At 67.8% G+C, this 14651-nt stretch carries 9 protein-coding genes and 1 CRISPR repeat array (1 of these 10 running past the window's edge); all 9 genes read left to right on the forward strand.

Annotated elements, in window-relative coordinates; translation table 11 throughout:
* Positions 1-22: 22 nt before the first annotated feature.
* Positions 23-1486, forward strand: a complete 1464-nt coding sequence (locus tag ABD283_RS13300; protein WP_344225453.1) for a protein adenylyltransferase SelO — start codon at positions 23-25, stop codon at positions 1484-1486.
* A 196-nt stretch (positions 1487-1682) separates the two neighbouring features.
* Complete coding sequence (cas3, locus tag ABD283_RS13305) at positions 1683-4526, forward strand: CRISPR-associated helicase Cas3' (RefSeq protein ID WP_315275820.1); 2844 nt, start codon at positions 1683-1685, stop codon at positions 4524-4526.
* A complete protein-coding gene (gene casA / locus ABD283_RS13310) occupies positions 4523-6205 on the forward strand; it encodes a type I-E CRISPR-associated protein Cse1/CasA (protein ID WP_315275822.1) in 1683 nt (560 codons plus the stop codon). The genes cas3 and casA overlap by 4 nt, the downstream gene beginning before the upstream one ends.
* Positions 6202-6825 (forward strand): type I-E CRISPR-associated protein Cse2/CasB, encoded by a 624-nt coding sequence (casB, locus tag ABD283_RS13315; protein ID WP_315275825.1) that lies wholly within the window; start codon positions 6202-6204, stop codon positions 6823-6825. The genes casA and casB overlap by 4 nt, the downstream gene beginning before the upstream one ends.
* A gap of 35 nt (positions 6826-6860) precedes the next feature.
* Entirely contained in the window at positions 6861-7994 is a 1134-nt protein-coding gene (gene cas7e / locus ABD283_RS13320) for a type I-E CRISPR-associated protein Cas7/Cse4/CasC (protein WP_315275827.1), read from the forward strand.
* Positions 7991-8689: a type I-E CRISPR-associated protein Cas5/CasD gene (gene cas5e / locus ABD283_RS13325; protein ID WP_315275830.1), complete on the forward strand. Its 699-nt coding sequence runs from the start codon at positions 7991-7993 to the stop codon at positions 8687-8689. Before cas7e ends, cas5e begins: the two co-directional genes overlap by 4 nt.
* Positions 8686-9384, forward strand: a complete 699-nt coding sequence (gene cas6e, locus ABD283_RS13330; RefSeq protein WP_315275832.1) for a type I-E CRISPR-associated protein Cas6/Cse3/CasE — start codon at positions 8686-8688, stop codon at positions 9382-9384. Before cas5e ends, cas6e begins: the two co-directional genes overlap by 4 nt.
* Positions 9344-10327, forward strand: a complete 984-nt coding sequence (gene cas1e, locus ABD283_RS13335; protein WP_390883687.1) for a type I-E CRISPR-associated endonuclease Cas1e — start codon at positions 9344-9346, stop codon at positions 10325-10327. The genes cas6e and cas1e overlap by 41 nt, the downstream gene beginning before the upstream one ends.
* A gap of 5 nt (positions 10328-10332) precedes the next feature.
* Positions 10333-10695, forward strand: coding sequence for a type I-E CRISPR-associated endoribonuclease Cas2e (cas2e, locus tag ABD283_RS13340; RefSeq protein WP_315276027.1), 363 nt, complete (start codon positions 10333-10335; stop codon positions 10693-10695).
* Between the two features lie 60 nt (positions 10696-10755).
* Positions 10756-14651: direct repeats of the CRISPR family, unit length 29 nt; unit sequence GTGCTCCCCGCGCTCGCGGGGATGAGCCC (it continues 408 nt past the right edge of the window).

The following is a 14651-nucleotide window of genomic DNA, read 5'->3' on the forward strand; positions in this document are numbered from 1 at the left end:
GGGGCGCGAGTAAGCTGGAGGCGTGAGCATTTCACCCGACCCCGCCATTGTCCTCGATGACCGGTTCGCCCGGGAACTCAACGAGATGGCCGTCCCCTGGCACGGCCAGGAGGTGCCCGATGCGCGCCTGCTCGTGCTCAACGAACCCCTGGCCGCTGACCTGGGCCTGGACCCGGCATGGCTGCGCACCTCCGACGGGCTGCGCCTGCTGGTCGGGAACCTTATCCCGCCGGGTGCCGCCCCGGTGGCGCAGGCGTACTCCGGGCACCAGTTCGGCGGGTTCTCCCCGCGCCTCGGTGACGGGCGCGCATTGCTGCTGGGCGAGATCACCGATACCGCCGGCCGGCTGAGGGACATCCACCTCAAGGGCTCCGGTCCCACGCCGTTCTCGCGCGGCGGTGACGGGCTGGCGGCCGTGGGGCCGATGCTGCGTGAATACATCGTCAGCGAGGCCATGCACGCGCTGGGGATTCCCACGACCCGTTCCCTGGCCGTCGTCGGCACCGGGCGACAGGTGCGCCGGGACACCATGCTGCCCGGGGCCGTGCTGTCGCGGGTCGCGAGCAGCCACCTGCGGGTGGGTAGCTTCCAGTACGCCCGGGCCACGGGCAATGTCAATCTGCTGCGCCGGCTCGCGGACCATGCGATCGACCGGCACTACCCCGACGCCGCCGATGCGGAGCGGCCCTACCTCGCGTTGTTCGAGGCGGTGGTCGCAGCGCAGGCGGAGCTGGTTGCGCAGTGGATGCTTGTGGGTTTCGTCCACGGGGTGATGAATACCGACAACATGACCATTTCGGGGGAAACCATTGACTACGGGCCGTGCGCCTTCATGGACGCCTTCGACCCGCGGGCGGTGTACAGCTCCATTGATGCGGCCGGCCGGTACGCGTACGGCAACCAGCCGTTCGTCGCGGAGTGGAACCTCGCGCGTTTCGGCGAGACCCTCCTGCCCCTCATGGGTGATGACCAGGACGACGCGGTGTCCCGGGTGAGCGAGGCGCTCGGGGCGTTCCGGGCGCAATACAGTGACGCGTGGTCGGCGGGTATGCGGGACAAACTCGGCCTGCCCGAGGATCTGGACCGCGAGGTCACCGCGCCCCTGATTGACGAGATGATCGCCCTGCTGCGAGAGCACCGCGTGGACTACACCTCGTTCTTCCGGGGCCTCGGTGCGGCGGCCCGCGACACCTCCGGGTCCGCTCGCAACATGTTCACGGACCCGGCGGCCTTCGACGCTTGGGCCGAGCGCTGGCGCGCCCTGGGTCCGGACGCGGAGCGCATGGACCGGGTCAACCCCGTTTACATCCCTCGTAACCACTTGGTCGAAGAGGCCCTCACGGCCGCCGAGAAGGGTGACACGGGCCCCCTCGGCCGGCTCCTGGACGCCGTGACCCACCCCTATGACGACCGCCCCGACCTGCAACGCTACGCGGCACCCGCGCCCGAGGACTTCGGCCCCTACCGCACCTTCTGCGGGACCTGAGCCCCGGGGCGGCTCTGTAGTCGCGTCATCCCGCATCCGGCCGTAACTTCTTATTCCGGTTGATGCCTCGCGGTGTGTCTTCCAGCAAATGTCCTACGGGCGTGCCACCCTGATGGTCACGTGCTGTGTTGCTGCAAATTTATGTACTTGGTCGTCCCCCTCTTGCGGCCCGGGCATGGTGCGGAGGTGGTGGGCCATGGCACAAATGAGTTGGGTGCAGCTGTCTCATGCTTCCCGGTCGCTGTGGGCGAAGTCCGGGGACGAGAGCGGGTGGCTCAACTTGCCTCAGCATCTGCGAGACAGCGCTGGAGTTGCGCGGCAGCTTTGGGACGAGTGGCTCTCCACGGCCACGAAGCAGTGGATCTCTAATCAGGTTGGCCTGGATACCGAGGGCACCCGCGCCCTCGTGGCGTGGCTCGCCGGAACCCACGACATCGGCAAGGCCACCCACCCCTTCGCCGCCCAGTTGGAGAAGCGCCGCGAACTGTCCGACTTTGCTCGGCGGATCCGGGACGCGGGTCTTGACCTCCCCGCCTCGGTCCCCAAGCTCGATTGGTTTCCGCATTCCTGGGGCAGTGCGGTAATCATCGAGCAGTGGCTGTGCAATCGCTTCGAGGCAAAACCGCGGAATGCACGGACCGTCGCGGCTATCAGCGGAGCCCACCACGGCATCCCCATCATGAGCACGGACCATCGCCAGGTGGAGAGCAATCTTCCCACCCACGGGCCCGAGTGGGAATCCGTGTGGGCGGAGTTGTTGGAGCTCATCACCCAGGACACGGGCGCCGAACAGGCCCTCGCCGCCGTGCTCCGGCGCAAGCTGCCCGTCAAGACCCAGATGATCCTGACCGGCATCGTGATCGTCACCGACTGGATCGCCTCGAACCCCGATGCCTTCCCGATGGCCGTGGACCCGGATCAGGAGAACCGCCGACGGGAGGGGATGGCTGCCATCGACCTCAACCGCCCGTGGCAGACGGAGCAGCACGCGGCGGAGACGGCCGAGGAGGCCTACCGCCGCCGCTTCGGTTGGCCGCAGAGCACCGTGCCCCATCCCATGCAGGTCGTGGCCCTGGACGCCGCCCGCTCCATGAGCGGCCCGAGCCTCATGTGCATCGAGGCACCGATGGGCCAGGGCAAAACAGAGGCAGCCCTCCTCGCCGCCGAGGTCATGGCCGCCACCACCGGTAGGGGCGGCCTCATGGTGGCCGCTCCCACGATGGCCACGTCCGACGCCCTTTTCACCCGGGTCCAGCGCTGGGCACGTACTGCCGTGGGGGAGGGGCAGCTGGCCTCGATGTACTTGGGCCACTCCAAGAACACTCTCAATGAGTCCTTCACGCGCATGCCGCGCCGCGCGTGGATCCGGGGTATTGAGGAGAATGCGGGAGGCCGCGGCCAGGGGGATGTGATCGCCCACCAGTGGCTCTGGGGCCGGAAGAAGGGAATCCTGGCGAACTTCGTGGTGGGCACCGTGGACCAGGTTCTCTTCCTGGCCCTGCAGTCCAAGCACGCAATGCTGCGCCACCTGGGCCTGGCGGACAAAGTGGTGGTTGTGGACGAGGTCCACGCTTATGACGAGTACATGTCCTCCTACCTGGAGAGGGCCCTGGAATGGTTGGCCGCGTACGGCGCACCCGTGGTGCTGCTCTCGGCCACGCTTCCTCGGGGCACCCGGACGCGGCTGCTCGCTGCCTACCGGAGGGGGCTGGATCCGGCCGTCCCGCCCACGAAGATCGGTACGGGCGACGCTACGTATCCCCTCGTTACCACGGTCAGCGCAGCCGGAACACGGACCTGGGAGGTCGAGCCACCGTCCGCCCAGACCTCCGTTGAGTGCCGGGTGATCGATGACGACGGGCGTGCGCTACTCACCGCGTTGGCCCCCGTGGTTGCCGGGGGCGGCTGCGCGCTGGTCCTGTGCAACACCGTGGCGCGGGCCCAGTCCGCCTACGAATTGCTGCAGCCCGTTGTGGGCGAGGATCTCCGCTTACTTCACGCCCGCTTTATCGCCTCCGACCGCGTGGCCGCGGAGCAGGAACTCGTTAAACAGTTGGGGCCGAAAGCGCATCGGGATGACGGGCGGCCACGGCGGCGCGTGGTCGTGGCAACCCAGGTGGTGGAGCAGTCGTTGGATTTGGACTTCGATGTGGTCGTCACCGACGTGGCCCCCACCGACCTTTTCCTGCAACGCATCGGCCGTCTGCATCGTCACCGTCGACCGGCGTCGGACCGCCCGGACCACGCGCGGGTACCCCAAGTCATGGTCCGCGGAGTGATCTCCGAGGGGGACGAGCGGACGGCGCCGACGTTCGACGAGCACTGCACGCTGGTCTACACGGAAGCCGTGCTGCTCCGCAGCTGGGCGGCGCTGCGGCCGCACCTGAATGGGGAACTACTGGCTATCCCCGAGCGGATTCCGCACTTGGTCCAGCAGACGTATGTAGAGTCACCCATCGTGCCGGACGCGTGGACAGAGCGCCATGACGCGGCGTCGGCGGAGCTGGACGCGGCCCGCACGGAGGCACGCCGGCGCGCCGGGACCTTCCAGTTCCCCGGTCCGCACTCCGCCCACCGGGTGATGGGCGAGATCTTCGAGGAACAGGCGGCGGAGATCGACTCCGGCCCGTTGGCCGAGGTCAAGGGGGCGGCGCAGGTGCGCGACACCGATCCAACTTTGGAGGTCCTGCTCGTCCAGGGTGCGCCCGGCGGATACCGGCCGCTGCCCTGGCTGGGCGAAGAATCGGGGGATGTCGTTTTCTACCCCGACCAGTGCCCCGAGCCCGGAACGGCCCGGGTTCTCGCAACCTCCTCGGTGCGCCTCCCGCGGGCCTTCTCGAAACCGTGGGTTTTCGATCCTGCGCTCGAGCACTTGGAGCGCACCACGCCCGTGGGCTGGGCGCAGTCGCCGGTGCTGCGCGGTCAGCTGGGGTTGGTGCTGGACGAAGACCTGCGTGTCACCCTGGCCGGACGCGACCTGCAGTACACCCGTGAGCTCGGTCTTGTGGACTTGGGCCCTTCCCGGAAGGACAACGCATGACGACCGACTCGCCACCGCAGTTCGATCTTGTAGAGCAGCCGTGGCTCCCGTGCACGATGCTAGACGGCTCAGTGACGGAGCTTTCCCTGGGGGAAGTTTTCGAACGATCGCGTCAGATCCGGCGGATCTCCGGTGAGCTGCCCACCCAGGATTACGCGCTGCTGCGCGTGCTGCTGGTGATCTTCTGGCGCGCCCACCGCGATGACCCCGGTCTTGTCGGTCCCGGGGCGGACGTCGACGAGTGGTGGGAGGATGCCTTCGACGCCGCCGGCGGAGAGACCCAGGTCCAGCGGATCAGGGCCTATCTGGAGCAGTGGCGGCACCGGTTCGACCTGTTCGACGCCGCGGCGCCCTTCATGCAGGTGGCCGATCTGCACACCAAGAAAGGCGAGCACGGTGGCGTGCGCCGGTTGTTGACCGACGCCGAGTCCGACTACCTCTCGGTGCGAGCCGGAGTGTCCTTCGACGCGCTCGGGTTCGCTGAGGCGGCGCGCTGGCTCGTCCACGTGCAGGCGTGGGATTACTCGGGTATCAAGTCCGGTGCGGAGGGCGATCCCCGCGTCAAGGGCGGCAAGGGATACCCGATCGGCACTGGATGGGTCGGCTCGACCGGTGGTGTGGTGCTGCATGGGCGAACCCTCGCCGAGACCTTGGTTCTTAACACGGCACCTCATGCAGTGATTGCGGAGCGAGAGGAGGAAGACCTGCCCGCGTGGGAGCAGGAGCCGCATAACGCCGCCCCGCGCGGCGTCGAGTTCCCCACCGGTCCGTGCGATGTTCTCACCTGGCAGTCCCGCCGCGTGCGGCTCTTCCCGGACGATGACCGGGTCACGGGTGTCCTGGTCTCCAACGGGGACCGGATCGAGACGAAGAACCAGTTCGCCGATCCCATGACCGCCTATCGCTACAGCCGCAACCAGTCGAGCAAGGCACGTACCGTGCATATGCCGCAACAGCACGACGCGGCGAGGACCCTGTGGCGCGGTCTGACGCCACTGCTGGTCCGCGAGGGTGTGCTGCAGGAGGCTCCGCGGGAACTGCAGCCCAAACCGCCAGCAACGATCGCCTGGTTGCACACCGTGCGCCACGATCGAGCGCTCCCCCAGGATCACCTCGTGGGGGTCGAGCTGGTGGGGATGGTCTACGGCACACAGAGCTCGTCAGTTGCCGACACAGTGCATGAGACCCTCACCGTCCGTCTCGGAACCCTCATGAGTAAGGATTCCCGCACGGCCAAGGCCATCGTGGACGCCGGGCGCGCCACCACCGAGGCCGCCGTCGACCTCGGACGGTACGCCGGCCGCCTGCTGCAGGCCACAGGCGGGGAGTACGCATTCCAGCCACATCGGACGGAGGGCATCCTGCACCGGCTTGACGCCCCGTTCAAGGACTGGTTGTCCGAGATCGACGAGAACAGCGACCCGGTGGTGCAACGGGGACGGTGGTTCGGCCTGGTCGAACGCGTCGTCCTGGAAGAGGCGGCCGTCCTGCAAAAGGGAGCGGGCCCCAAGGCGGTCGTCGGACGGATGGTCCAAGACGCCAAGGGAAGGCCACATCTCATCTCCTCGGCAACCGCCGAAGGCGCCCTCCGCGCGGATCTCCGACAGCATCTCCCGGGCGAACCATTGCCGGATGCCACGGCCGCGACAGACACACCGACAGAAGGAGAGGACCAATGACCGACAACCCAATCCCACCGTTGATGGCCGTCGTGGGACGCGCCGCTCGGAGCCTAGAGAACGACCTCCTGGGACAGGACCACGGTAGGGCCGCGGCGGCTCGGAGGGACCTGGCCGTCCTGCGCCGCGCCGCCGGCGCTTCCCCGGAAAAGGACCCGCTGGCCTGGGGGCTCGTCCTCGAACGGGTCCTCCCCGACTTACCCGAGACGTATCTGGGGCGGGGGGATGCCCCCTCCCGATCGGAGTGGGCCGCGTTCACGGCGCTGACCCTCTTTGCCGTGCACCAGCAGTCACAGTCGAAGGCCATGCACGAGAACCGGATGGGAATCGGCTACGCGGTTGGGCGGCTGGCGCAGCGTCGGGACAGTGAGTCCATCAAGCCTCGCTTCGACGCTCTGCTTCTGACCCGGACCACCGGTGGGCTAATGCACAACCTCCGGTCGCTGGTCACCCTGCTCCGGGCCGAACAGATCCCGGCGGATTACGGGCGCCTGGCCCAGGACCTCGCCCGGACCCGGGACCGCGGCGGTTGGGATCGCGTTGCGCTCTCCTGGGGTCGAGAGTTCGCCCGCGGCCTCTCCTTGACCCGTTCCGAGTCCCAGTCCCAACCTGTCGCCTGACCTTTGCCCAGACCCCTCTCCGAAAGGATCATGACATGAGCCTGTTCATCGACGTTCACGCCCTGCACACCCTTCCCCCGAGCAACGTCAACCGGGACGACACGGGAGCTCCTAAGACCGCGACCTTCGGTGGGGTTCCTCGCCAACGGGTCTCCTCACAGGCCTGGAAACGGACCATCCGCCGGGACTTGGGCAAGCACCTTCCCGCCGACCAACTGGGGGTTCGCACCAAACGCGTGGTCGGGCAAGTAGTGGACGTGATCAAGCAGATTGCCCCGGACTGGGAACGGGACAGGGCCGTCACCGCCGTGGAGGCGGCGTTCTCCGCCGCTGGGATCAAGGTCGAGAAGAAGACGGTGAAGAAGGGCGAGGATCAGGTTCAGCGCGACCCCGAGGCGGGCTACCTGTTGTTCCTCAGCGCCCGGCAGATCCAACGCCTAGCCGAGGCCGTTGTGGCAAACGAGGGTGCCAAGCTGAGCAAGAGAGAGGCCGCGGCCCTGCTCGATTCAGAGCACAGTGTGGACATTGCCATGTTCGGGCGCATGGTGGCGGAGGCCCCCGACTACAATGTGGACGCCGCGGTGCAGGTGGCCCACGCCATTGGCGTTCACGCCTCGGAGCCGGAGTTCGATTACTTCACCGCCGTAGACGACGCTGCGGAGGCGGCAGAGGAGAGCGGCGCCGGGATGATCGGCACGATCCAGATGATGTCTTCGACCCTTTACCGCTATGCCACGGTGGATTTGCAGGCGCTCATTGAGAACCTGGGTGATATCCGCGCGGCCACGGAGGCCACCGTGGCGTTCGTGCGCAGCTTCGTAGAGTCCATGCCTACAGGCAAACAGAACACCTTTGCGAATCGCACACTTCCCGAGGTCGTGTTGGTCTCCGTGCGCGAGGACCGGCCCGTCTCCTACGTCAACGCCTTCGAGACTCCCGTGGTCACGGACGGCGAGCGTGGCCGCCGATACGATGCCGCCGCTCGCCTGGCCAGAGAGGCCACCGAGATTGACGCGGCCTACGACACCCGGCCGGTGGCCTCGTGGTTCGTGGCGGTCGGCGATCTGGCACAGTCCCTGTCCGAGGTGGGGGAGAAGGTCACCTTGAGTCGGCTCCTCGACGGTCTTCGCGCCACCCTGCCGGTGAACGATGAACGGGAGCGGGCATGACGATGTCGCTACTGCTCAAGTTCAAGGCTCCGATGCAGGCCTGGGGCGTGCAGAGTCGGTTCGCCACCAGGGCGACGCACCACGAGCCGACCAAGTCGGGCGTCGTCGGCCTATTGGCGGCGGCGCAAGGTCGTCGACGGTCGGATCCCGTCGAGGACTTGGCGGACCTCCAATTCGGGGTGCGCGTTGACCAACCGGGCACCCTGGTGCGCGACTTTCAGACCGCCATCGACTGGCGGACCGGTAAATCACAGGCATTGACCCATCGGTACTATCTCTCGGATGCGGTGTTCCTCGGAGCGGTGTCCGGTCCAAAACCTCTGCTCGCCGGCCTGGTCGACGCCGTACGACGGCCGACTTTCCCGCTGTTCCTCGGTCGACGCTCGTGCCCGGCCGGGCCCGATCTCCTCGTGGGACTGCGGGACGGGAACGTCGAAGAGTCGCTGCGGGTAGAACCCTGGCAGGCCGCGGACTGGTACCGCCGGACCAAGCCGCGGCTCGTGCGTCTGGCCCTGCTGCGAGACGCCACTCCCCACGAGGAGGGGGACAGCCTTCGGGACCACCCGGTCAGCTACGACCCCCAGCACCGGCAGTACTCCTGGCGGACCGTGCACGCCGCCGATCCTGTGGATATCGACAACCCCTGGGGCGTCGGTGAGGGAGATCCGTTCATGGAGGCGGTGATGACCTCGTGACCAGCTTCTCGCGTTTGTATCTCAACCCGCAGAAGCGTGGTGGTCGAAAGCTCCTGAGCAACCCCCAGGCCATGCACGCAGCGGTCATGGCCGCCTTTCCACCCGGAGGAGGAAATGAGGACGGGCGAGTGCTGTGGCGCCTAGATGCCCAGCACCCGCAGTACACGCTCTACGTGGTGAGCCCGCGCGAGCCTGACCTCACACACGTGGTCGAGCAGGCAGGATGGGCCACCAGCCCGTGGGAGAGCGCCGACTACGACAGGTTACTCGGGCGGCTGACGCTCGGGCAGGAGTGGGGCTTCCGCTTGCGGGCCAATCCGGTGAAGAACGCCCGCCGGAAAGGCGAGCGGGGTAAAGTGCTGCCGCACGTGACCGCAGACCAACAGACCGCTTGGCTGCTGGAGAAAGCGCCCCGGCACGGGTTTGAAATCCGGCACTCGGCCCTCGGTGCTCCCGCGGCGGACGTCGAAAAGCCGGTCCCCGAGGTTGCGGTGTCCCAGCGCGACGACGTCCGGTTCGGCCGGGCGGACCAGCACGCCGGGACGCGGCGGGCGGTGACGCTGCGGCAGGCCCAGTTCGACGGTGTCTTGCGTGTGACCAATGTGGAACTGTTGAGGTCAGCTATGACCGGCGGGATCGGTCGCGGCAAAGCCTATGGGTGTGGCTTGCTCACCCTCCAGCGCGTGGCGGGGTGAGACCGTGGGACGACCAAGAGGAACACCACCGCCGGATCTGACGGAGCTGCTGAGAGTGGAGGACCGGCTCTCCTTCGTCTACGTGGAACGCTGTACGGTGCACCGCGACGCCAACGCGATCACGGTCACCGACCAGGAGGGCACGGTGCACGTGCCCGCGGCGACACTCGGTGCGTTACTCCTGGGTCCGGGCACACGAGTGACTCATGCGGCGATATCCCTCCTGGGGGACTGCGGCGCCACGGCTGTGTGGGTGGGCGAGAACGGCGTGCGCTACTACGCCCACGGCCGGTCCCTCGCCCGCAGCTCGAGGTTGCTGGAGGCCCAAGCAAGGTTGGTCTCCAACCAAAGGACCCGGCTGGCCGTGGCCCGGGCAATGTACGAACAGCGGTTCCCCGGGGAAGATGTATCTTCATTGACCATGTCACAGCTCCGGGGCCGGGAGGGCGCTCGGATCCGCAAGGTCTACCGGGTGCACTCCGAGCGCACCGGAGTCCCGTGGACCAAGCGGGAGTACCGGCCGGGGGAAATGGAGCTTGATGACTTCATCAACCAGGCGTTGACCGCCGCTAACTCGTGCCTGTACGGAATTGTTCACTCCGTTGTTGTTGCATTGGGGTGCGCGCCGGGTCTTGGATTCATTCACACGGGCAACGACAGGTCTTTCGTCTATGACGTGGCTGACTTGTACAAGGCGGAGGTCGTGATCCCGGCCGCGTTCGACGTGGTGGCCGCGGGCGCGGCCGAGCCCGCTCAGGACGTCCGCCGAGCGGTGCGTGACGCGGTAGTCAAGCACCGCCTGCTGGAACGGGCCGCCCGCGATGTTTCTCGCTTACTGTTGCCGGTCCTTGATGAGGAGTGGTACCAGGAGGACCGAGTTTCTCTCTGGTCGGACAGCGGTGAAGTTCCGTCGGGTGCTAACTATGAGGGGGACGCGTCATGATCGTCATGGTGCTGTCCGCCTGCCCAGCCGGCCTGCGTGGGGACCTCACCAAGTGGCTGCTGGAAATCAGCCCCGGGGTGTTCGTGGGGCAGGGCAGCGCACGCGTCCGAGGGCTCCTCTGGGAGCGGGTGACGGAGCTGTCCAAGGACGGGCGAGCCATCATGGTTTATTCCTCAGATGGTGAACAGCGCCTACGCTTTAAAGTCCACCGACACGACTGGACCCCGATTGACTTGGACGGTCTCACCCTGATGAAGCGTCCGGCTACTCCGGGGTCGGGTCCTACTCGAAGACGAGGCTGGAGTGTCGCCAGCCGTCAGAAGTCCGCTCGACAACCGTCATGGCGGCGCCAATCTAGGAACGAATGAAGTGTTGGTAAGCTGCACGCGGAATGGCACATATCGCGGCATCGCCGCAGGTTAGCAAGTGTGCTCCCCGCGCTCGCGGGGATGAGCCCAGGGTGAGCACCTGGAACCATTTACCGATGGGGTGCTCCCCGCGCTCGCGGGGATGAGCCCGCGGCCGACGCCCTCGACCAAGCCGTAACCGAGTGCTCCCCGCGCTCGCGGGGATGAGCCGGCAAGGAGCTCTACCCAGCATCACAAATAGGTGTGCTCCCCGCGCTCGCGGGGATGAGCCCGTGTCAGTCTCGCGAGCGAAGTTGCCTTGAGAGTGCTCCCCGCGCTCGCGGGGATGAGCCCCACGCCTGCTTGTACTGGTTAGACGTAGGCAAGTGCTCCCCGCGCTCGCGGGGATGAGCCCCCGGAACTCTTTGCAGAACCAGATGACACCAGGTGCTCCCCGCGCTCGCGGGGATGAGCCCAGCTCGACAAGAAATGGGGGTCACGATGACCGGTGCTCCCCGCGCTCGCGGGGATGAGCCCAAACGATATGGGCACTACCTCGCGGGGTATCCGTGCTCCCCGCGCTCGCGGGGATGAGCCCGTCACGCGGGATGCCGTAATACGCGGCGATCTGTGCTCCCCGCGCTCGCGGGGATGAGCCCAGGTAGCCGCCCACCACGTGCGCCACGACGCCGTGCTCCCCGCGCTCGCGGGGATGAGCCCAACCTTCTTGCCGTCCTCAATAACACCCAAGAGTGCTCCCCGCGCTCGCGGGGATGAGCCCGAGTCGCACCTATGGCTGCATCAGCGGACCGTGTGCTCCCCGCGCTCGCGGGGATGAGCCCCAGTCCAAGGTGGTGTGGGCGATCATCTCCACGTGCTCCCCGCGCTCGCGGGGATGAGCCCGTCAGCGCGGTCTCGTCGTATCCAGGAACGTGGTGCTCCCCGCGCTCGCGGGGATGAGCCCAAGCCCAAGCGCATACCGCGCCCGGGTGTTGAGTGCTCCCCGCGCTCGCGGGGATGAGCCCACATATCCAGGTGGATCTGGGAGTGTCCCTCTGTGCTCCCCGCGCTCGCGGGGATGAGCCCCCGGTGGATTGGACGCGTACGGCGTTCAAGGAGTGCTCCCCGCGCTCGCGGGGATGAGCCCCACTCGCTGTCCGCGCCGGGATCGACGTAAACGTGCTCCCCGCGCTCGCGGGGATGAGCCCGTTGAGGTGTTACCAATCCGCGGTTGGTACACGTGCTCCCCGCGCTCGCGGGGATGAGCCCAATAGTGTCCGAGTGATCAGCGAGGAACCCGAGTGCTCCCCGCGCTCGCGGGGATGAGCCCGCACCCTGAAGCTGGGCCACACGGTTCTCGGTCGTGCTCCCCGCGCTCGCGGGGATGAGCCCCGTCAACGGGTCACCATCAGTGTCCAACACCGGTGCTCCCCGCGCTCGCGGGGATGAGCCCGCTAAATGGTTACCGGTCAACTACGACAAATCAGTGCTCCCCGCGCTCGCGGGGATGAGCCCCACAGCCACACGGTGGGCCACCGTCGCCGCCAGTGCTCCCCGCGCTCGCGGGGATGAGCCCGTCCTCACCCCCGCGCGCTCGCAGCCGGGGGAGTGCTCCCCGCGCTCGCGGGGATGAGCCCCCCGCACGTGGACGAACTTGGACGCTATTCCCGTGCTCCCCGCGCTCGCGGGGATGAGCCCGGGGAGATATCTACGAGCGAATCCTTACGGGAGTGCTCCCCGCGCTCGCGGGGATGAGCCCAACCAAGCCAATCAGCGTTGCGGGAACAAATGGTGCTCCCCGCGCTCGCGGGGATGAGCCCTCGCCGTCGACCTTTTCCGCGCCCATCGCCAGGTGCTCCCCGCGCTCGCGGGGATGAGCCCGGAACCAGCTCATCAATCGCTTCCCGGTAAATGTGCTCCCCGCGCTCGCGGGGATGAGCCCTGACAACTGAGGATCGTAAGGCGTTGCAGGACGTGCTCCCCGCGCTCGCGGGGATGAGCCCAGAACACCCCCGCCCCGGGCAAGCCCGGCCCCGTGCTCCCCGCGCTCGCGGGGATGAGCCCCATCTGAGCGACACGATCCGCCTGACCGACCCAGTGCTCCCCGCGCTCGCGGGGATGAGCCCACCAATCACGCAGAGAAGGATGAAGCTACCTCGTGCTCCCCGCGCTCGCGGGGATGAGCCCAAGCCCAAGCGCATACCGCGCCCGGGTGTTGAGTGCTCCCCGCGCTCGCGGGGATGAGCCCACATATCCAGGTGGATCTGGGAGTGTCCCTCTGTGCTCCCCGCGCTCGCGGGGATGAGCCCTGACAGCTGAGGATCGTAAGGCGTTGCAGAACGTGCTCCCCGCGCTCGCGGGGATGAGCCCGATAAGGTCACGATTGGTATTGGTCAGAACCTGTGCTCCCCGCGCTCGCGGGGATGAGCCCGGGTCTGAGGGTGGTGAGGCCGGTGTGCCGCAGGTGCTCCCCGCGCTCGCGGGGATGAGCCCGGCAAGACCTCCCGCTGGGACGGCAAGATCCCGTGCTCCCCGCGCTCGCGGGGATGAGCCCCGCAGCCTGGCGGGGTGAAGCTGGACAAGTCGGTGCTCCCCGCGCTCGCGGGGATGAGCCCCGCAGCCTGGCGGGGTGAAGCTGGACAAGTCGGTGCTCCCCGCGCTCGCGGGGATGAGCCCGTGCAACAAGCTCGGGCATAGCCTCCAACAGGGTGCTCCCCGCGCTCGCGGGGATGAGCCCGCTGGGTGACCCTGGTGTGTTGGACCTGCATGGTGCTCCCCGCGCTCGCGGGGATGAGCCCGTCTGCGCGGTCGAAAATGTATTGGCCGTTGTGTGCTCCCCGCGCTCGCGGGGATGAGCCTGTCAGCCCATGAGTCAGCCACGGCAGGGGTCAGTGCTCCCCGCGCTCGCGGGGATGAGCCCTGGCTCGTGTGGTCCAAGACTAAGGACGGCGAGTGCTCCCCGCGCTCGCGGGGATGAGCCGCCCTGCAGGCCGAGCATCGCGGCCGCCGACTCGTGCTCCCCGCGCTCGCGGGGATGAGCCCGGCAAAGACTTCCGCGAGATACCCGGACACCAGTGCTCCCCGCGCTCGCGGGGATGAGCCTTTTCGGGATCTCCGGCGCCGTCTCCGATACCCGTGCTCCCCGCGCTCGCGGGGATGAGCCCCCGCCGCTCTAGGTGAACCATCTCATAAGCCAGTGCTCCCCGCGCTCGCGGGGATGAGCCCGATAAGGTCACGATTGGTATTGGTCAGAACCTGTGCTCCCCGCGCTCGCGGGGATGAGCCCGGCAAGACCTCCCGCTGGGACGGCAAGATCCCGTGCTCCCCGCGCTCGCGGGGATGAGCCCGTGCAACAAGCTCGGGCATAGCCTCCAACAGGGTGCTCCCCGCGCTCGCGGGGATGAGCCCGCTGGGTGACCCTGGTGTGTTGGACCTGCATGGTGCTCCCCGCGCTCGCGGGGATGAGCCCTCATGGGCCAGTTCAAGGGCCTCGCCCAAGACGTGCTCCCCGCGCTCGCGGGGATGAGCCCTGGCTCGTGTGGTCCAAGACTAAGGACGGCGAGTGCTCCCCGCGCTCGCGGGGATGAGCCGCCCTGCAGGCCGAGCATCGCGGCCGCCGACTCGTGCTCCCCGCGCTCGCGGGGATGAGCCCTCCTGTGCCAACACGGGCACACGTAACAGTGCGTGCTCCCCGCGCTCGCGGGGATGAGCCCATGCGCCAAGTATGAGGCACGCGACGACTGGGGTGCTCCCCGCGCTCGCGGGGATGAGCCCCCCGAGGGCGTTCGCCAGCGACAAGAGTCCGTGTGCTCCCCGCGCTCGCGGGGATGAGCCCCCCTCACGGGACAACAACGAGAGCTTGTCAGCGTGCTCCCCGCGCTCGCGGGGATGAGCCCACTCAGGGCACTTGCCCGTAAGTCAGCCACGAGTGCTCCCCGCGCTCGCGGGGATGAGCCCTTGGACGCTATCCCCAGCAC

This window comes from Kocuria atrinae, from assembly GCF_039531425.1.
Lineage (GTDB): Bacteria > Actinomycetota > Actinomycetes > Actinomycetales > Micrococcaceae > Kocuria > Kocuria atrinae.

Bases quoted from the DNA above. Each gene is read 5' to 3' on its own strand.
- casB (WP_315275825.1), top strand. From the start codon at position 6,202: ATGACCGACAACCCAATCCCACCGTTGATGGCCGTCGTGGGACGCGCC.
- cas1e (WP_390883687.1), top strand. From the start codon at position 9,344: ATGGGTGTGGCTTGCTCACCCTCCAGCGCGTGGCGGGGTGAGACCGTG.
- casA (WP_315275822.1), top strand. From the start codon at position 4,523: ATGACGACCGACTCGCCACCGCAGTTCGATCTTGTAGAGCAGCCGTGG.
- cas3 (WP_315275820.1), top strand. From the start codon at position 1,683: ATGGCACAAATGAGTTGGGTGCAGCTGTCTCATGCTTCCCGGTCGCTG.
- cas2e (WP_315276027.1), top strand. From the start codon at position 10,333: ATGGTGCTGTCCGCCTGCCCAGCCGGCCTGCGTGGGGACCTCACCAAG.
- cas5e (WP_315275830.1), top strand. From the start codon at position 7,991: ATGACGATGTCGCTACTGCTCAAGTTCAAGGCTCCGATGCAGGCCTGG.
- cas7e (WP_315275827.1), top strand. From the start codon at position 6,861: ATGAGCCTGTTCATCGACGTTCACGCCCTGCACACCCTTCCCCCGAGC.